The sequence below is a fragment of the Niveispirillum sp. FG148 genome (genome assembly GCF_057809655.1).
Window position 1 is genome coordinate 37,231 of record NZ_JBMDKJ010000038.1, and the last position, 16,854, is coordinate 54,084.

The 16,854-nt window shown below is 63.5% G+C and carries 17 protein-coding genes; 7 read left to right on the forward strand and 10 right to left on the reverse strand.

Annotation, left to right across the window (positions count from 1 at the left end; genetic code table 11):
• Window positions 1-25 precede the first annotated feature (25 nt).
• From hemB to ACODTW_RS25395, 6 genes are all read right to left on the reverse strand, one after another.
• Window positions 26-1,036 carry a porphobilinogen synthase gene (gene hemB, locus ACODTW_RS25370; RefSeq protein ID WP_488948931.1) on the reverse strand — a complete coding sequence of 337 codons (1,011 nt, stop codon included), beginning with the start codon at window positions 1,034-1,036 and terminating at the stop codon, window positions 26-28.
• An 86-nt stretch (window positions 1,037-1,122) separates the two neighbouring features.
• The gene (locus tag ACODTW_RS25375; protein WP_488948932.1) at window positions 1,123-1,788 is read right to left on the reverse strand and encodes an exopolysaccharide biosynthesis protein; all 666 of its coding nucleotides are present in this window, start codon (window positions 1,786-1,788) and stop codon (window positions 1,123-1,125) included.
• Between the two features lie 142 nt (window positions 1,789-1,930).
• Entirely contained in the window at window positions 1,931-2,698 is a 768-nt protein-coding gene (locus ACODTW_RS25380; protein WP_488948933.1) for an Hpt domain-containing protein, read from the reverse strand.
• A gap of 163 nt (window positions 2,699-2,861) precedes the next feature.
• Entirely contained in the window at window positions 2,862-4,076 is a 1,215-nt protein-coding gene (hemA, locus tag ACODTW_RS25385; RefSeq protein ID WP_488948934.1) for a 5-aminolevulinate synthase, read from the reverse strand.
• A 266-nt stretch (window positions 4,077-4,342) separates the two neighbouring features.
• On the reverse strand, window positions 4,343-5,731 hold the full coding sequence (locus ACODTW_RS25390; protein WP_488948935.1) for an aspartate aminotransferase family protein: 1,389 nt from the start codon (window positions 5,729-5,731) through the stop codon (window positions 4,343-4,345).
• 70 nt (window positions 5,732-5,801) lie between these two features.
• Window positions 5,802-6,281 carry a glutathione peroxidase gene (locus tag ACODTW_RS25395; RefSeq protein WP_488948936.1) on the reverse strand — a complete coding sequence of 160 codons (480 nt, stop codon included), beginning with the start codon at window positions 6,279-6,281 and terminating at the stop codon, window positions 5,802-5,804.
• Between the two features lie 68 nt (window positions 6,282-6,349).
• Between ACODTW_RS25395 and ACODTW_RS25400 the strand changes: the two genes are divergently transcribed.
• From ACODTW_RS25400 to ACODTW_RS25410, 3 genes are read left to right on the forward strand one after another with little or no spacing between them, the layout of a single operon-like run.
• Entirely contained in the window at window positions 6,350-7,234 is an 885-nt protein-coding gene (locus ACODTW_RS25400) for a hypothetical protein (RefSeq protein ID WP_488948937.1), read from the forward strand.
• Window positions 7,231-7,611, forward strand: coding sequence for a fluoride efflux transporter CrcB (gene crcB / locus ACODTW_RS25405; RefSeq protein ID WP_488948938.1), 381 nt, complete (start codon window positions 7,231-7,233; stop codon window positions 7,609-7,611). The genes ACODTW_RS25400 and crcB overlap by 4 nt, the downstream gene beginning before the upstream one ends.
• Window positions 7,608-8,636: an RluA family pseudouridine synthase gene (locus ACODTW_RS25410; RefSeq protein WP_488948939.1), complete on the forward strand. Its 1,029-nt coding sequence runs from the start codon at window positions 7,608-7,610 to the stop codon at window positions 8,634-8,636. The genes crcB and ACODTW_RS25410 overlap by 4 nt, the downstream gene beginning before the upstream one ends.
• A gap of 16 nt (window positions 8,637-8,652) precedes the next feature.
• On the opposite strand, the gene ACODTW_RS25415 is transcribed toward ACODTW_RS25410, so the two are convergent.
• Window positions 8,653-9,288 carry a hypothetical protein gene (locus tag ACODTW_RS25415; RefSeq protein ID WP_488948940.1) on the reverse strand — a complete coding sequence of 212 codons (636 nt, stop codon included), beginning with the start codon at window positions 9,286-9,288 and terminating at the stop codon, window positions 8,653-8,655.
• A 12-nt stretch (window positions 9,289-9,300) separates the two neighbouring features.
• Complete coding sequence (locus ACODTW_RS25420; RefSeq protein WP_488948941.1) at window positions 9,301-9,927, reverse strand: hypothetical protein; 627 nt, start codon at window positions 9,925-9,927, stop codon at window positions 9,301-9,303.
• A gap of 119 nt (window positions 9,928-10,046) precedes the next feature.
• Between ACODTW_RS25420 and ACODTW_RS25425 the strand changes: the two genes are divergently transcribed.
• The 3 genes from ACODTW_RS25425 (at window position 10,047) to ACODTW_RS25435 (ending at window position 13,151) form a co-directional block, all read left to right on the forward strand.
• Window positions 10,047-10,730: an HAD-IA family hydrolase gene (locus tag ACODTW_RS25425; protein ID WP_488948942.1), complete on the forward strand. Its 684-nt coding sequence runs from the start codon at window positions 10,047-10,049 to the stop codon at window positions 10,728-10,730.
• Window positions 10,727-11,419 carry an ATP12 family chaperone protein gene (locus ACODTW_RS25430; protein ID WP_488948943.1) on the forward strand — a complete coding sequence of 231 codons (693 nt, stop codon included), beginning with the start codon at window positions 10,727-10,729 and terminating at the stop codon, window positions 11,417-11,419. Before ACODTW_RS25425 ends, ACODTW_RS25430 begins: the two co-directional genes overlap by 4 nt.
• A gap of 274 nt (window positions 11,420-11,693) precedes the next feature.
• The gene (locus ACODTW_RS25435) at window positions 11,694-13,151 is read left to right on the forward strand and encodes a methyl-accepting chemotaxis protein (protein WP_488948944.1); all 1,458 of its coding nucleotides are present in this window, start codon (window positions 11,694-11,696) and stop codon (window positions 13,149-13,151) included.
• A gap of 3 nt (window positions 13,152-13,154) precedes the next feature.
• Here ACODTW_RS25435 and ACODTW_RS25440 read toward each other — a convergent pair whose 3' ends face one another.
• Together ACODTW_RS25440 and ACODTW_RS25445 are read right to left on the reverse strand one after the other, a co-directional pair.
• The gene (locus tag ACODTW_RS25440) at window positions 13,155-14,768 is read right to left on the reverse strand and encodes a glycosyltransferase family 39 protein (RefSeq protein ID WP_488948945.1); all 1,614 of its coding nucleotides are present in this window, start codon (window positions 14,766-14,768) and stop codon (window positions 13,155-13,157) included.
• Between the two features lie 8 nt (window positions 14,769-14,776).
• A complete protein-coding gene (locus tag ACODTW_RS25445; protein WP_488948946.1) occupies window positions 14,777-15,856 on the reverse strand; it encodes a glycosyltransferase family 2 protein in 1,080 nt (359 codons plus the stop codon).
• Between the two features lie 467 nt (window positions 15,857-16,323).
• Here ACODTW_RS25445 and ACODTW_RS25450 point away from each other — a divergent pair.
• Window positions 16,324-16,854: sigma-70 family RNA polymerase sigma factor (locus ACODTW_RS25450; RefSeq protein WP_488948947.1), on the forward strand; the 531-nt coding region annotated here is incomplete at its 3' end.

A 16,854-nucleotide genomic window follows, 5' to 3' on the forward strand; every position in this document is an offset into this window, starting at 1 on the left:
GATTATCCTCAACCCATTTATTGACTTAGCCCCGCTCTCGCAGCAGCCGGGCCGCATCCTTGGCGCCATAGGTCAGGATCGCGTCGGTGCCGGCCCGCTTGAAGCCCAGCAGGGTTTCCATCAGTGCGGCCTCGTAATTCAACCAGCCATTACCGGCAGCCGCCTTCAGCATCGCGTACTCACCGCTCACATGGTAGGCGAAGGTGGGCACGCCGAACCGGTCCTTGACGCGGCGGATAATATCCAGATAGGGCAGGCCGGGCTTGACCATGACCATGTCGGCCCCTTCCGCAATGTCCAACGCGACCTCGCGCAGGGCCTCATCGCTGTTGGCCGGGTCCATCTGGTAGGTCTTCTTGTCGCCCTTCAGCAGACCGCCCGTCTGCACGGCGTCGCGGAAAGGACCGTAGAAGGCGGAGGCATATTTTGCGGCGTAGGAGCAGATACGGGTCAGTTGATGGCCGCGGTCCTCCAGCGCGTCGCGGATGGCCTTGATGCGGCCATCCATCATGTCGGAAGGGGCGACGATGTCGCAGCCGGCATCGGCCTGGACCAGTGCCTGCCACACCAGGGCCTCCACCGTCTCGTCGTTCAGGACGTACCCGTCCTTCACAATGCCGTCATGGCCGTGGCTGGTATAGGGGTCCAATGCCACGTCACCCAGAACGCCGATATCCGGCACTTCCCGCTTGATGGCGCGGATGGCGCGGCACATCAGGTTGTTCGGATCGCCCGATTCGCGTCCTTCCGGGTCCTTGCGGTCCACGGGCACGATCGGGAACAGGGCCACGCAGGGAATGCCCAGGTCACGCGCCTCCGCCACGGCCGGCACCAGCAGGTCCAGCGACAGACGCTCCACCCCTGGCATGCTGGCCACCGGCTGGCGCTGGTTCTCGCCCTCGACCGCGAAAATCGGCCAGATCAGGTCATTGGCCGACAGCGTGTTTTCGGCAACCAGCCGGCGCGTCCAGCCATCGACACGGTTGCGGCGACCACGGGTGCGGGGAAAGGCGGGGTTGGGCGTATGCTGCGACATGGGGCCTTTGCATTGGCTCGGCGATTGCGGGTTGGCCGGATGCTACGCCCGGCAACCGGCAAAGGGCAACCGCGCTCGCCTGCGACCTACAGACCCAGAAACTCATGGATGGCGTACAGCATCACCTTGAAGGTGACGACGATGAAGCCGAAGGCGACGATCGTAGAGGCTACGGCGGCGATGTAGCCGGCGATGACGGCAATGCCATCCCGTTCCATCACGGCCAGCGCGATCAGGGCAACAGCGATGCTGGGGAACATGTTACCCATGAAGATCGGCAGGATCAGCACCACGCCCAGCAGGAACACGACCAGGCCTGCCAGCCGTTCCATCTGGCCTTCGACCAGGAAGGAATAACGCGGACGGGTGATCCTTTCCGCCTTGCGCAGATAGGGGCTGGCCTTGTCCAGCACGGCCAGCAGGTCCGTGCGTGCCACGCTGCGGCGGCGCAGAAAGGCGGGCAGCCAGGGGTGAGGGTGGCCGATCATCAGTTGGAAGGCGAAGGCGGTGATGGGCAGCCCGGTAATGGCCGATGTTCCAGGTGGGGCCGGCAGGATGGTCGGCAGCGCGAACAGCAGCAACAAGATGCCATAGGCACGCTCGCCCAGCCCGTCGATCAGATCGCCGATGCTGATCCTTTCCCCCTGGACACGGGAGATGGTTTCGTACAGGACGTCAGTCGTCCGCTTCGGCTCCGCCGGATCAGCGTCTGGGCCAAACTTTTCTGCGGCTTCGTCCCCTTGGGGCGGCAATTGCGTATCCACGTTCGACCTTCAATCCGGCGGGCCCGCTGCCCGCCGACCATCCGTGATATATCCCGCGCCGGTTACCGGATTGTGATGTCAATCCGGGTCGTCCTGCCGCACGTTCCACCAACGCGGGATATAAGGACGATCAGCCCAGATTGAAACGGGTAATCGTTGCCGCGATGTCATCGCCGAACGTCGTCCCCAGACGAATGATGCCGACCCCATCGGGAACGCCCTTCAACTGGTCGGCACCCATGCTGGTCATCAGGGCTGCCGGGACATTCGACGTCACCGACATGGCCTGCAGGCCCCGGATCAGGTCGATGCCGCCCAGCCCATCCATGACGGCCGAGGCGATGATCATATCGGGCGGGACGCGCACGGCGATGGAAATGGCTTCGATCGGATCGGTGATGGTGTTGACGCGGAACCCGCATGCACCCAGTTCCGCCGTTGCCTTTCTGGCTACCAGCTTGTTGGGTGTGACCAGCATGATTTCAACGTCGCGCACCTCGACATCGGTGATGTCGAATTCGTAGCGCGTCGGCAGGCGGCGGATGATCTGGTTGGTGGCCGCGATGTCGGGCTGGTCTTCCAGTTCCGCCATTTCGGCCATGCGGTCGGCGAAAATCTGGACGGCGGCAATCTGCTTCTCGTCCAGGTCCTTCAGATCGCTGACATAGGTCTCCATGCGCTGGGCGATCAGGGAGACGATAGGATAGCCGAAGGTGCTGCCGGCACCCTTCAGGGAATGGATTTCACGGCGGATCTCACGCAGCGTGTCGGCACCGGGGCTGCGGCCTTCCTTGAGGGCATCCAGGGCATTGTAGATCGACGACAGCCGGTCGCTCATATAGTCGCTGAATTCGGACTTAAGCTGTTCAAGCAGTTCGTCCATATCCGCTTCGGCCATTTCATGTCACCCCAGAATCCAAACGACATATCCCTGTACCCCGTCGGCCCCGCCCTCTTCAAGGGGGCAACGATGACCAATCGGACAGGGACCGGGATTGAAACAAAAAGGACCCGGAGCGCGGCGGCACCCCGGGTCCCTTCAGGTTAAAAATGCGATGCCGTCAGGCGGCGCACTTCAGTTCCAAGTTCTTCCAGACCGACAGCAATGCATCGACCAGATGGTCCATCTTGCGGTCGTCATGGAAGGGGGTGGGCGTCAGGCGCAGCCGTTCCGTGCCACGCGGCACGGTCGGATAATTGATCGGCTGCACATAGATGTTGTGATAGCGCAGCAGGTCATCGCTGGCCTGCTTGCACAGGTGCGCATCACCCACCAGCAGCGGCACGATATGGCTGACCGACGGCATGACCGGCAGGCCAGCCTGAGCCAGACGGCGCTTCAGCGTGGCGGCGCGTTCCTGATGACGGATGCGGATCTCGTTATGCTCCTTCAGGAACATGACGGAGGCCAGCGCACCCGCCGCCAGCACCGGGGCCAGCGAGGTGGTGAAGATGAAGGACGGGGCGAAGCTGCGCACGCAATCGACCAGGGCGGCCGAACCTGTGATATAGCCGCCCATCACGCCATAAGCCTTGCCCAGCGTGCCTTCGATCACGGTCAGGCGATCCATCACGCCCTCCCGCTCGGCCACACCGGCGCCGCGCTGGCCATACATGCCGACGGCATGCACTTCGTCCAGATAGGTCATGGCGCCGTGCTTGTCGGCAACGTCGCACAGTTCCTTGATGGGGGCGATGTCGCCATCCATGGAATAGACGCTTTCGAAGGCCACCAGCTTGGGCTGTTCCTTCGGATAGCGCGACAGCAGGGCATCCAGATGGGCCACATCATTGTGCCGGAAAATATGCTTGTCCGCGCCGGAGTGGCGGATGCCCTCGATCATCGAATTGTGGTTCAGCGCGTCAGAGAAGACGACGCAATTCGGCAGGATGCGCGGCAGGGTGGACAGCGTCGCCTCGTTGCTGATGTAGCCCGAGGTGAACAGCAGTGCGGCTTCCTTATGGTGCAGGTCGGACAGCTCGCGTTCCAGCATCACATGGTAGTGGTTGGTGCCGGAGATGTTGCGGGTGCCACCGGCGCCGGCGCCGCACTTGTGCAGGCTGTCGACCATGGACCCGATAACGACCGGATGCTGGCCCATGCCCAGATAGTCGTTGGAGCACCAGACGGTGACATCCTTGGGCGGGCCATCCTCACCATGGAAAGTGGCGGTCGGGAAGTCCCCCACACGCCGCTCCAGATCGGCGAAGACGCGGTATCGCCCCTCGCGCTTCAGGCCATCGATCTGGGTCTTGAAAAAATTCTCGTAATCCATGGGCCGTTGTCCCGTTCACGCCACCGGAAGTGTCACGCCGACTGTGCCGAATGTCCACCCTTGTTTCTTACCCCAAAGGTGGGAACCGCAAAACCCCTCGCGACCGCTTGTCGCGCCGGGTCCCGACATTGCCGACGGGCCAGTGGTCGAAACCATGGCCCGAAACGATTAACACCGCTTTGATTTCGGTCAATTCATCATTTCGTCCAAGAGAGGTCGCCGCCACCCACCACGCTGTGGATGGCGGCGATGCGCTGGACGGATGGTCAGCCCAGCTTCACACCCTCGCGGGTCAGCCAGTCTGCCGTATCGGCCAGCGATTTCTCGAACCGGAACAGCAGAGTCTCTATTTCCTGCTCGCTGATGATCAGGGGCGGGGAGAAGCCGATGCTGTCGCCGATGGGACGCAGGATGGCGCCATGCTGGTGGCTGAACGATACCAGCTTGGCACCCACGCCCAGCAACGGGTCGAAGGCGCGCTTCGTCGCCTTGTCAGCCACCAGTTCCACCCCGCCGATCAGGCCGATGCCCCGCACCTCCCCTACCAGCGGGTGGTCACGGAAGGCGCGCAGGCCGTTCTGCAGGTGGGGCGCAAGGCTCCGCACATGCCCGACAATGTCCCTCTCCTCATAGATTTTCAGGGTTTCCAGGGCCACCGCGCAACTGACCGGATGGCCGGAATAGGTGTAGCCATGGCCGAAGGTGCCGATCTTGGCACTTTCATCCACGCAGGCGCGATAGATCGCATCCGACACCAATACGGCCGACAGCGGCATGTAGGCAGAGGTGAGGGCCTTGGCCGAGGTCAGGATGTCCGGCTTCAGGCCATAGGTCTGGCTGCCCCACATGTTGCCGGTGCGGCCATAGCCGCAGATCACCTCGTCGGCGACCAGCAGCACATCATACTTTTTCAGGACCGCCTGGATTTTCTCGAAATATGTCGCCGGCGGCAGGATGACACCACCCGCCCCCATGATCGGTTCGGCGAAGAAGGCGGCGACCGTCTCCGGCCCCTCCCGCAGGATCAGGGCCTCCAGATTGTCGGCCAGGCGCGTGGCATAGTCTGCCTCCGATTCGCCCGGATCGGCATAGCGATAATGGTGCGGACAGTCGGTATGCAGGATGCCGGCGATGGGCAGGTCGAAATCACGATGGCAATTGACCAGCCCGGTCAGGCTGGCGGCCGCCACGGTGACCCCGTGATAGGCCTTCTGCCGGGCGATGATCTTCTTCTTCTGCGGCCGGCCGATGGCGTTGTTGTAATACCAGACCAGCTTGACGGCGGTGTCATTCGCTTCCGACCCGGAGCAGGCGAAGAACACCTTGCTCATCGGCACGGGCGCCAGCTTGATCAGCCGTTCGGCCAGATCGATGGCCGGTTCGTGCGATTTATGGGCGAAGGCGTGGTAGAAGGGCAGGGTGCGCAGCTGCCGGATGGCGGCCTCCACCAGGCGTGGCTCATCAAAGCCCAGCGAAGTGCACCAGAGGCCCGCGACACCCTCGATATAGTCCTTGCCGGCCTCGTCCGTGACCGTGACGCCCTTGCCCGAGGCAATGACCAGCGGTCCGCTGGTCTCGTGCGTTTTCAGGTTGGTATAGGGGTGCAGGTGATAGGCGACGTCGCGGCTGGCGGCGGAATTTCCCAGATGCGTCATGGTGATGCGTCCTGTTTCAGGTTCGCCCATGGTGCGTCCGGGAAATCCCGATGGCAAGCTTTGCCCGCTTTTACAGCAGCGCCTCGATGGCCGTGGTCAGCGCTTCCGGCTTTGTCGTGGGTCCGAAGCGGCCGACCACCTTGCCCGAGCGGTCGACCAGGAACTTGGTGAAGTTCCACTTGATGCCGCTGGTGCCCAGAAAGCCGCGCTTCTGCGTTTTCAACCATTTGTACAGCGGATGGGCATTGTCCCCGTTAACGTCGATCTTGGCGAACATGGGGAAGGTGACATCATAGGTCAGGGAGCAGAAATTGGCGATTTCCGCCGCGTCGCCCGGTTCCTGATGGCCGAACTGGTTGCAGGGGAAGCCCAGGATGGTCAGCCCACGCGCCGCGTAATCGCGATGCAACGCTTCCAGCCCCTGATACTGATAGGTGAAGCCGCACTTGCTGGCGGTATTCACGATCAGCAGCACCTTGCCGCGCCAGTCGCCCAGGGACACGTCCTTGCCGTCCAGGGTCTTGGCGGTAAAGTCATAGATGCTGGTCATGGAATCCTCCCGGTTGCATGGCTGGATGATGCGATGCTACCGGGACAAGTGCAATGGAACGGTTTGGCATGTGCAACGATTTCGATGTGATCCTGGGGATCGACTGGACGGGGGCGCAGCCAGCCCGGGCTGTCGCGGTCGCTGCCTGTGACCGGGCAGGTCTGGTGCGGCCTTTGTGGCCTTCCGACCGGTTCTGGCGCCGGGCGGAAGTGGCGGACCGCATCGCCGCCCTGGCGGCCGGTGGGGCGCGGGTGCTGGCCGGCTTCGATTTCGGTTTCGCCATGCCCTATGTGCCCGGTGTGGGCTATCTCGACGGGCGGGTGCCCGATGTCACCGACATGTTTGCCCTGTGGGATCTGGTCGATCGGGCCAGTGCAGGGGCAGACGATGATTTCGCCGGTCCAGCCGTCAGTGACCCGCGCCTGGCCCCCAGCTTCTGGGTCAACGGATCGACACCCGCCCATTGGGGCGATGGGTCGACCAAAAGGCGACGGACGGAGATCGTGGCAGCAGAGACCGGGGCGGGCACGCCGGTATCGCTGTTCAAGCTGGCGGCAGCGTCGAAGCAGGTTGGCAAGGCGTCGCTGGCCGGCATGCGCACCCTGAAGCGGCTGCGCGGCCTGCTGGGAGACCGTCTGGTGGTGTGGCCGGCAGAAATGCCGGGACCCGGCCAATGCGTGGTGATGGAGATCTACCCGACCCTGTTCCGCAAGCAGGCGCTGGGTGGCGTGCGCAAGATCACGGACCGGGCGGCGCTGGCGGCCGGCGTCGGCCATTTCGGCTGCATCTTGTCATCCGACATGCCGGAACAGTTTGACGATCACATCGGGGATGCCATCATCACGGCCGCCGGCCTGTCGCGGTTGGTGGCACATGACAGTGTCTGGCAGCCGGCGGCAATGTCGGCTGACATTGCCCGGCGCGAGGGCTGGATATTCGGGGTCGGCGCATGAAGATGGTGTTCTATGTCGCATTCGGTGGTGCGCTCGGCTCCGTGGCGCGCTATCTGACTGCTGAAGTGTTCGGACGGCTGTTCGGCAGCGATTTCCCCTGGGCGACGCTGACGGTGAATATCGTTGGCTCCACCATCATGGGGTTGCTGGCGGGCGCCATGGCCCATGCCTGGACACTGCCCACGGAAATCCGGCTGTTCCTGACCACAGGCATTCTGGGCGGGTTCACGACCTTTTCCACCTTCTCGCTGGATGTGGCGTCCATGGTGCAGCGGGGGGATTTCACGACGGCGGCGGCCTATCTGCTGTCGTCCCTGGTTATCGGCATCGGTGGACTGTTCGCCGGGCTCTATTTTGTACGGATGGTGACGGCATGAGCGATGCCGGTGATGCGCGCGGTCCCGCGAAGGCCGTAGAGACGAGGATGGTGACGGACGACGAGGTCGATGTCCGCCTGGACCGCTGGTTCAAGCGGCATTTTCCGCAGGTCGGCCATGGCGTGCTGCAAAAGCTGCTGCGCACGGGGCAGGTGCGGGTGGACGGCAAGCGGGCCGATGCCAACACGCGCCTGGTGCCAGGGCAGGCCGTGCGCATTCCGCCGCTGCCCGACGCGCCGGCCCCGGCGGTGAACGCCGAAGAGGCAACGGCCCGCAAGCCGGTGTTCAGCGACAAGGAAATTGCGGCCCTGCGCGCCTGCGTCCTTTACCGCGATGCCGACGTCATGGTGCTGGACAAGCCGGCGGGCTTGGCCGTGCAGGGGGGGACCAGCCAGGCCAAGCATCTGGACGCCATGCTGGACCTGCTGAAATTCGACGCGCCGGGCCGACCCAAGCTGGTTCACCGGCTGGACAAGGACACCAGCGGCTGTCTGGTCCTGGCCCGTAACGCCTTTGCCGCCACCCGCCTGACGGAGAGTTTCCGGGGCCGCGACGCGCGCAAGATCTATTGGGCCGTTACGGTTGGCGTGCCCGAACCGCACCAGGGCCGCATCGACCTGTCCATCGGCAAGGAAATGGCGGCCGGCGGTGAGCGGATGATGGTCGATGAGCGCAACGGCCAGCGCGCCCAATCCTATTACACCGTGCTGGAACATGCCCACCGCAAGGCGGCCTTCGTGGCCCTGTGGCCGCGCACGGGCCGCACGCATCAGCTGCGTGTCCACATGAATGCCATCGGCACGCCCATCCTGGGCGATGGCAAATATGCAGGCCAGGCAGCCTTCATCGATGGCGCCGACATGAAGCGGCAGCTGCACCTGCATGCCCGTCGCATCATCATCCCGCATCCGCGCGGTGGCACCATCGACGTGACCGCTCCGCTACCGGAACATATGCGGCCGGCGTGGGATTATTTCGGTTTCAGTACAAATCTGAAGGAAGATCCGTTCACGGCGTTGGACTGATCCTCCGCATCGGTGCTCACGGCTGGCAATAGGCCGTGAGTATCTTGCCGACCTCGGGCATACGTTTGTCGGACGGAACGCTGGAACCGCACAGGTCTCGCTTCACATTGTCCTTTCCACCCAGCGCGGTTTCCGCCCGTTTCAGTGCGTCCTGCACCAGCGCACGCAAGCGGTCTAACTCCGCCTGGGAGCGCAGGACATAGTGGCATTCACCATTCACACAGATTTCAGGCGCGTCCCGACCGGGTGTCAGGCCCGCTGTCGGTGCGCTGTCCGGTAGCGTCCCAGCCGGCAACCAGCCCATCTGCATCCAGAGCGAATCCGTTTCCTTGCAATGGTCGCCCTTGATCTCCAGTGCCTGGCCGAACATGTTGTCATCCGGCCCAGGCAGACGTCCGATGGTCACGATGAGGTCCGTGTCCCCGGACGTGAGGCGCGCCATGATGTAGTAGCGGGCCATCTTGTCCAGCTTGCAGGCTTTATGGACTGCCGCGGGAAGGTGTTCGAAACGGGTGCCCTTGGTATCGAAGACCACGCCCAGCATGGGATGTTCAACGGCAAGGGCCATCTGCTCGATCGGAGTTCCCGCGCACGCTGCAATACCGGTAGTCAGCGTAAGAACACTGACCATGATGCGGGCGCTGGGCGACATGGAAAACCTCCCTCAACGCTGGGTGCAGAACCAGTCCAGTTCCTGCGACGGGATCGGGTAATCAGCCCGGCTGAACAGGGCCTCGCCTATGCAGACCTTGGCCCGCAGTGCCTGCTCCCCACCCCAGGCGACGGCACTGCGGCGGATGGCGTCGCGCACCAAGCCGCGCAGTACGCCTTCCTCCATCTGCGAGCGCAGGACGTAATGGCATTCGCCGTCACGGCAAAGGCGGGGCGCGTCATAGCCCGGGGTGAAGTAGCTGTTTTCATCCTGCACCGGCGTTCCCAGGGCCGGATGACCGCTCAACATCCATTGCGCGGTGCCGGCCTTGCAGCCCTGGCCGGTCAGTTCCAGCGTGAAGCCCGCGGGTTCGTTACCGCGATCGGGCGTGACACCCGTGGCGATATAGATGTCGCGGTCGTTGGCCCTGGCGTGGGCAATGACCCAGAAACGGCCTTCCGGTCGCAGGCCGCAGGCCTGGCGAACCGCTGCCGGCATTTCTTCCAGTCTGCCGCCGCGATTGTCGGGAAGCAGGCCAAACACGGGATCTTCCACCGCTGCCGGCGTACCGCGTTCGGCGCCGTGCGCGGCGGACACCATGGAGAGCAGCAATATTCCCGCAACCATTGTCCAGCGCATGCCCGGCATCCCCATCCTGTCCGCATCCTTCACATATGGCGCATGAGCGTGGTGCCCCTCGACACCCCGGCAACGCAGTAGTAGCACAACGCGCAACGTTCGCTGACAGGACCTGATGCATGTCCGCTCTGAAACTTGCCCTTTTTGATTGTGACGGCACCTTGGTCGACAGTCAGCATGCCATAGTCGCCGCCATGGAGGCGGGGTTCGATGCCCATGGGCTGCTTCCGCCACCGTCCCTGGCAGTGCGCCGTGTCGTCGGCCTGCCTCTGGTGGAGGCTGTGGCTCGATTGGCACCCGATCTTGAGGCCGATGCGCATGAAGCCATCGCCGAGGCGTACAAGGCGGCTTTCTATCGCAACCGACTGGCCGGCACCCATCCGGAGCCGCTGTTCGATGGGGTGACGGCTGCATTGGACACGCTGGAGGCGGCCGGATTCGTCCTGGGGATCGCCACGGGCAAGAGCCGGCGTGGTCTGGACGCGACCCTGGCCCATCACGGGTTGGCGCAGCGTTTCGTGACCTTGCAGACCAGTGACCGGGTGGCCGGCAAGCCAAGCCCGGACATGGTTTACGCCGCCCTTGCCGAAAGCGGGGCGCCAGCTGATGCGACGGTCGTCATTGGCGATACCAGTTTCGATATTCTGATGGCGCGGAATGCGCGTGTACGGTCCGTCGGCGTGTCCTGGGGCTACCATGACGGCGCGGAGTTGCTGGCGGCGGGGGCCGACCGGTTGGTTGATGATTATGCAGCATTGCCCGGCGCGGTGATGGCGCTGCTGACGAAGGGTGACGGCCAATGAAGCGTTTCTACAAGCAGATTGCCGTCAGCGGCGTGGAAGGCGAATTCGGCATCGCCCTGGACGGCAAGCCCGTCCGCACCCCAGCCAAACTGCCGCTGACCGTTCCCACGCGCAGGCTGGCCGACGCCATCGCCGCGGAGTGGGCAGCGCAGGGGGAAGAGATCAAGCCGGCCACCATGCCGCTGACCCAGTTGGCCAGCACCAGCATCGACGGCGTGCGCGGTCGGTTGCCGGAGGTCGCATCGGCGGCCGCCGAATATGGCGGCAGTGAACTGGTCTGTTATCGCGCCGAGGAGCCGGAGGAACTGGTGCAACGGCAGGCACAGTTGTGGAACCCGTTGCTGGATTGGGCCGCACACCGGTACGACGCCCATCTGCTGGTCACCAGCGGCATCATCCATAAGCCGCAGCCGCAAAGCGCGCTGAAGGCCCTGCGCGCCGCCATCGACGCCCTGGATGAATGGCAGCTGACGGCGCTGCAGAACTGTATCGGTATTACCGGTTCTTTGCTGGTGTCACTGGCCGTCGTCGACGGGCATCTGACGGCCGAGCAGGCCTTCGATCTGGCGCAACTGGATGAGAATTACCAGATTGAGAAATGGGGTGAGGACTGGGAAGCCGCCGACCGCCGTGCCAACCAACGAGCGGACCTGGCTTCCACACTCCGATTCCTGTCATTGCTGCGTTGAGGCAATAAATATCGCAGTGCGAAAAAGTATAGGTTTGTTCCCAGACCCTAACGAACCTGTTAATAAATCGCCGGGAAATGCGAAAAACAGGTGACAGAAAATGAAGGGGCGGGTTGCAGGCGGGAGTGCCCAGGTTCTTGAGCGGTTGGGTGCTAATTTCAATAGTGCGGTTCAGAATCTGCAACGTCGCCTTGTTGAGGGGCGCGACGTCCCGGAAGTTGGTGCTGAGCGACTGGCGGCCTTGATCGCCGGTCGCGGGACCGAGCAGGAAAACATGACGCTGGCGGATGCCCTGCGGGGTGCGGGCGTGACACCGGATAAGGTTGCCAGCGCCTTTGCCGTGACCCAGGCCGATCTCGCGGTGCTGCTTGTGGCGGAATGTCGCTGGAATCCCAAGCGCGTGGAAGGCGGTGTGCAGGAACTGGGACAACTGTTCAGCACCGCCCTGGTGACCCTGCTGGGGGCACCGGCTGCGCAGGCCGGTGCGGCCGGCAAGGCGCCTGATATGGGGACCTTTGCCACCAATCTGATGGACCGCACCGTCGATGTGGCGGCGGCCATCAACGATGCCTCCATTGCCAACGCGGAAATGGTGGGACAGCTGCGGGCCGTCGACCAGCAGGCCCAGGCCATCGCTGCCGCGACGGAAGAGACTGTGGCCGGCGTCCATGAGATTTCGACCCGAAGCCAGGAAGTCGCCCAACTGGCGTCAGAAGCGCATGACGTGGCGGAGGGTGGGCGCAAGGCGGTGGCCGACGCGGTCAACCGCATGGATGCGATCGCCAGCGCCGTGGCCGACAGTGCATCGCGCGTCAGTGAGTTGTCAGAAGCGTCGGACCGCATCCAGGATATTCTGGGCAGCATCGAAGCCATCGCCGCGCAGACAAACCTGCTGGCCCTGAACGCGACGATCGAGGCGGCGCGGGCGGGTGAGGCCGGCAAGGGCTTTGCCGTCGTGGCGTCGGAGGTGAAGAGTCTGGCAAGCCAGACCGCGAAGGCCACGGAGGATATCCGGACCCGATTGGCCCACCTGCGCGATGAAATGGGGGCCATTGTGGGATCGATGCACGAGGGCACGCGCGCGGTGACCGCCGGTCAGGCACAGATGCGCGACGTGTCGGACCGCATCAACGACGTGACCCGCCGCGTGGACACCACGACGGAGCGCATGGCCGAGATTGCGGCCATCCTGCACCAGCAGACGGCCGCTGCACAGGAGGTGGCGCACGGCGTGACCGATATTGCCAGCCGTGCCGCGTCCAACAGCCAGGCCATCCTGCGCAATGTGGACGCGACGAAGGGGGTGGAAGCGCTGCTGGGCAAGCAGCTTTCCGACCTGATGAAGCAGGACATCCCCAACAAGATCGTCAAGATCGCCAAGGTCGACCACATCATGTGGAAGAAGCGTCTGGCTGACATGGTCGTTGGGTTGCAGTCCCTGCGCGCCGACGAACTTGCCCGGCATGACAGCTGCCGCCTCGGCAAGTGGTATTATGGCCCGGCTTCGCTGCCCTTGCGTGGTCATCCGGCCTTTGCAGCGTTGGAGGCGCCGCACCGGTCCGTGCATGAACATGGCATACGCGCCGTGGAACTGTTCAATGTCGGTAACCTGGATGCGGCCATGGCGGAGATTGAACTGGTCGAGGCCGCATCCGAAAAGGTGGTCGAACAGCTTGACCGGCTTCAGAACGAGCCGATGCCGGAAACGCACCGCACGGCGGCTGCTTTCTAACGCTCAGTGCGCTGATGGCGGGTGGCGCAGGTCCAGGACATAGGCCAGCGTCACCCCCATCCGCTGTACCCGTAGAATTTCCCGGCCCTCCGGCACGGGGCCACAGGAACTGCGGGTGAATGCCAGATAGAAGTCTGCTTCACCATGGCCATCCTGGGGCGCCTTCCAGGTTGGCGGCAGAAAGTGCAGCGCAGAATCATGCGGCCCGCAGATGCGGACCTTGTACGGATGGGCAATCGCACCGGAGCCTTCGGCCGCGATGATCTGGTCGCGCAGTTTCTCCGCCGCTTCGGACAGGGGGCTGCCCCAGTAATCCAGCTCGAACCGGCCCGCTGCACCCTTCACTCCGCCCGCCAGGCGGTTGTACCAGATGGCTTCGTACGGATGCAGTCGGGCCATCCCCACGACCTGTGCCCCGGCCCAGATGACCAGGGCGGCGGCGGCCAGCATATTGATATGGGGGATGTGGGATCGCACGCCCTCACGGTTCAGCACCGTGGCGAGCCGGTCCAGCCCGATGGCTGCTGCGACTGACAGCGGCGGCAACAGGAACAGCATATGGCGGATGCCGTCATAGAGGACCGCGCCGGTAACAATAACGATGAGCGGTGGCAACAGGATAGCGACCGCCAGCCCAACCCGTTCCGGCAGCAGGGTCAACGGCCGCCGCAGGGCCTGCAGGCCCATGCCGGTGGCAATCGCCAGTCCGACCAGCGTCAGCTCCGGCAGCTTCACCCCGAACGCAACCGGCAAATACCACCATGGCAGATCGGTGGTGACGAGGGTGCGCCCGGCAAAGGGAAAGCTGAATTGAAGGGGGAAGTGAGAAAAGCCGGCCAGCGCTTCCAGCGGACGCGAGAGGGGATCCAGCTGTGCCCAGGGCCAGCAGGCCAGCATCAGCAGCCAAGCCAGCAGGAAGGCGGGGACCAGCCGTGCGGCGGCCTTTACCCCGTCCCATAGTGCCAGAGGCAGCGGCCGGTCACGCATCTGCTGGGCCAGCCAGTAAAGGCAGGCGATGCCAAGGGGACCGATCAGCACCACACCACCGACGCGAATGCCAAGCGCTGCACCGAACGCAGTGCCATAGGCCAGCAGGGTGCGCGCCTTCTGTCGCGGCAGGTCGCGGATCAGACGGACCTGGAACAATGCCATGAAGGCGGCGGCTGTGGCGAAGGGCACGTCCTTGGGATTGGCAAAGGATTGCCCCATCCATTCCGGCGTCAGCAGCAGCAGCAGCACGGCCAAGGCTCCCGCGCGGGGGCCCGCCAGCATGCGCGCTTGTGCGCGTACAGCGGCCAACCCCGCGACGCCGACAAGGCCCCCGATCAGGCGCCGCGTCTCATAGGCGTCGAAGGGCAGCATGGCGCCGGCCGCTGCCGCCACCGTGTCGTACAACGCGCCATAGAGATAGAGGTTCTGAAAGCCCAGCACCCGCTGGTCGGTGCCCCCCGACAGATACCAGTCGAGCGCGCGCCAGCCATTTTCAAGGTGCAGCGGCTCGTCCCAGGTGATGCCGTAATGCTTGAAGGTCGCCGCCACGAACAGAAGCGCGGCGGCCAAGGCGAACTGTCCCACCCCATCCCAGAAGGGGGCGGTGTCTGCGCGAGGGCGTTCCATGATGACGGTCAGTTGGCCCCGCTGCGCCGTTCGGGCAGCGCCGCCGCCACCGGGGCGTGTCGGTGATCCGATCGGGCTTCATCAGCGACGGTACCGGTCGCGGCAAAGCCAACACTGTCGGACACCAGATAAAGCGGACGGCCCTTCACCTCGGTGAAAACCCGGCCAAGATAATCCCCCAGCACACCAAGACAGATCAACTGCACCCCGCCCAGGAAAAGCGTTGCCACCATCAGCGAGGCATAGCCCGGCACATCAATACCGAAGATCATCGTCTTCAGCGTAATGATACCGCCATACAGCACCGCAATCGCAGCCACTGCCAGACCAAGCCATGACCAGATCCGCAAAGGCACCGTGGAAAAGGATACGATCCCGTCGAGCGCAAATCGGAACAGACGCCAGTTATTGAAGGTCGACGCGCCGGCATGGCGGGGGGCCGTTTCGAAAGGAACCGCGACCTGCCGAAATCCCACCCAACTGTACAGCCCCTTCATGAAACGCGTGCGCTCGCCCATCTGGTTGATCGCATCGACCACGGCACGGTCCATCAACCGGAAATCACCCGCATCCCGCGGCAAAGACACTTCTGACATCTGGTCCAGCAGATTGTAGAAGCGGCGTGTCAGCCAGCGGCGCAGGGGAGGGTCTGTGTCACGGCTGCGACGCACCCCATAAGCGACCTGCGCGCCGGCCTGCCAATGCGCGTAGAATTCCTCGATAACCTCCGGCGGGTGCTGCAGGTCGCTGTCCATCAGGACTACGGCCCGGCCCGACGCATGCCGCAACCCGGCGGTCATGGCCATTTCCTTGCCGAAATTCCGGCTGAAACGCAGCAGGCGGATCCGGGAATTGGCCGAGTGGGCTATCTGCAGGCGCGCCCATGTGTCGTCTCGCGATCCATCATCGACGCACACGATCTCGTAGGGAACGCCCAAGCGTTCCATTACCGGCTGCAGGCGCTGAAACAGGGCCTCGATGTTGGCCCCTTCATTATGCATTGGCAGAACCACCGACAGCACCGTCGCCTCGTTCAGCGGACGTAGCGGGGTGGGAACTTTCGTCGGCTCATGCGGGGGCAGCGACATAGCGGGTCCTTGGCAGGCAGCACGACAGGATCGGTGGCGGCAATGTGTACACCGACATCGCCGCGCAAGCGGAGCACCTTAATACCTCGCGGCCAAAATCACCATCCAACCGGACGGTTAGGCCCCTTGCATTCCCGGCATCCGACCAAGCGGCAATCCTGTCCGGTCGATATAGCGCGACTGGGCGATCTTTCCAATGGCTTGCGTGAAGCACAATAGATCGGCTTATGACAAATTGTATCGTGCTAAAGTTCTTCTGAATAAATGGCACTTTGCCTTAATCAGACCATTGTTTACCGGGAATTATGGGGAGGACGGCAAGCGTAAATCGACCGAGATGGTGAAGATATCGCGACGGACTTGCCATAAGTTCGCCATATCAATGCCATTTGCGTTAAAGAAATTTCTAATTTCGATACGAATACTGATCTTGCCGACTTCAACCCCTTCTGTGAGAGGAGATGGACATGGGCAGCAGCAAGCAATACCCATCCGGGTCGATCGTGGCGACCAGTTGGGCGACCCGGGTCGCCGCAGAGCGGGAATATCTGCGCCGGTACGCCTTGTCCCTGTGCCGTGACTCGGCAATGGCGGATGATCTGGCGCAGGAATGCGTTGAGCGGGCGCTGACCCGCCTGCATCTTTGGCAGGAAGGTACCAATCTCCGGGCATGGTTGACGACGATGCTGCGCAATCTGCACATCAACGGTCTGCGCCGACAACGGCCGCTGGTCGCGTTGGAGGATTGCGACATTGCCGATATGGCTCACACGCCGCCGCGCCAGACCGGTCGGATGCAACTCCGCGATCTGCGTCGGGCGATGGCCCGACTGCCGGCCGAACAGCGCGATATGGTGGTGATGATCGGCCTGCAGGGCGTGAGTTACGAACAGGCAGCCGATCGCGCGAACATTTCCATCGGTACTGTAAAATCCCGTCTGTCGCGTGCCCGCGGCGCCCTGCGCCGCATGATGGACGGGACCGTGGGGGGGGGGGGG

What these genes read in the sequence shown, in the direction of transcription:
- hemB (WP_488948931.1), bottom strand. Translation starts at nt 1,036, where the DNA reads ATGTCGCAGCATACGCCCAACCCCGCCTTTCCCCGCACCCGTGGTCGC.
- ACODTW_RS25380 (WP_488948933.1), bottom strand. Translation starts at nt 2,698, where the DNA reads ATGGCCGAAGCGGATATGGACGAACTGCTTGAACAGCTTAAGTCCGAA.
- hemA (WP_488948934.1), bottom strand. Translation starts at nt 4,076, where the DNA reads ATGGATTACGAGAATTTTTTCAAGACCCAGATCGATGGCCTGAAGCGC.
- ACODTW_RS25390 (WP_488948935.1), bottom strand. Translation starts at nt 5,731, where the DNA reads ATGACGCATCTGGGAAATTCCGCCGCCAGCCGCGACGTCGCCTATCAC.
- ACODTW_RS25395 (WP_488948936.1), bottom strand. Translation starts at nt 6,281, where the DNA reads ATGACCAGCATCTATGACTTTACCGCCAAGACCCTGGACGGCAAGGAC.
- ACODTW_RS25400 (WP_488948937.1), top strand. Translation starts at nt 6,350, where the DNA reads ATGTGCAACGATTTCGATGTGATCCTGGGGATCGACTGGACGGGGGCG.
- crcB (WP_488948938.1), top strand. Translation starts at nt 7,231, where the DNA reads ATGAAGATGGTGTTCTATGTCGCATTCGGTGGTGCGCTCGGCTCCGTG.
- ACODTW_RS25410 (WP_488948939.1), top strand. Translation starts at nt 7,608, where the DNA reads ATGAGCGATGCCGGTGATGCGCGCGGTCCCGCGAAGGCCGTAGAGACG.
- ACODTW_RS25415 (WP_488948940.1), bottom strand. Translation starts at nt 9,288, where the DNA reads ATGTCGCCCAGCGCCCGCATCATGGTCAGTGTTCTTACGCTGACTACC.
- ACODTW_RS25420 (WP_488948941.1), bottom strand. Translation starts at nt 9,927, where the DNA reads ATGCGCTGGACAATGGTTGCGGGAATATTGCTGCTCTCCATGGTGTCC.
- ACODTW_RS25425 (WP_488948942.1), top strand. Translation starts at nt 10,047, where the DNA reads ATGTCCGCTCTGAAACTTGCCCTTTTTGATTGTGACGGCACCTTGGTC.
- ACODTW_RS25430 (WP_488948943.1), top strand. Translation starts at nt 10,727, where the DNA reads ATGAAGCGTTTCTACAAGCAGATTGCCGTCAGCGGCGTGGAAGGCGAA.
- ACODTW_RS25435 (WP_488948944.1), top strand. Translation starts at nt 11,694, where the DNA reads ATGACGCTGGCGGATGCCCTGCGGGGTGCGGGCGTGACACCGGATAAG.
- ACODTW_RS25440 (WP_488948945.1), bottom strand. Translation starts at nt 14,768, where the DNA reads ATGGAACGCCCTCGCGCAGACACCGCCCCCTTCTGGGATGGGGTGGGA.
- ACODTW_RS25445 (WP_488948946.1), bottom strand. Translation starts at nt 15,856, where the DNA reads ATGTCGCTGCCCCCGCATGAGCCGACGAAAGTTCCCACCCCGCTACGT.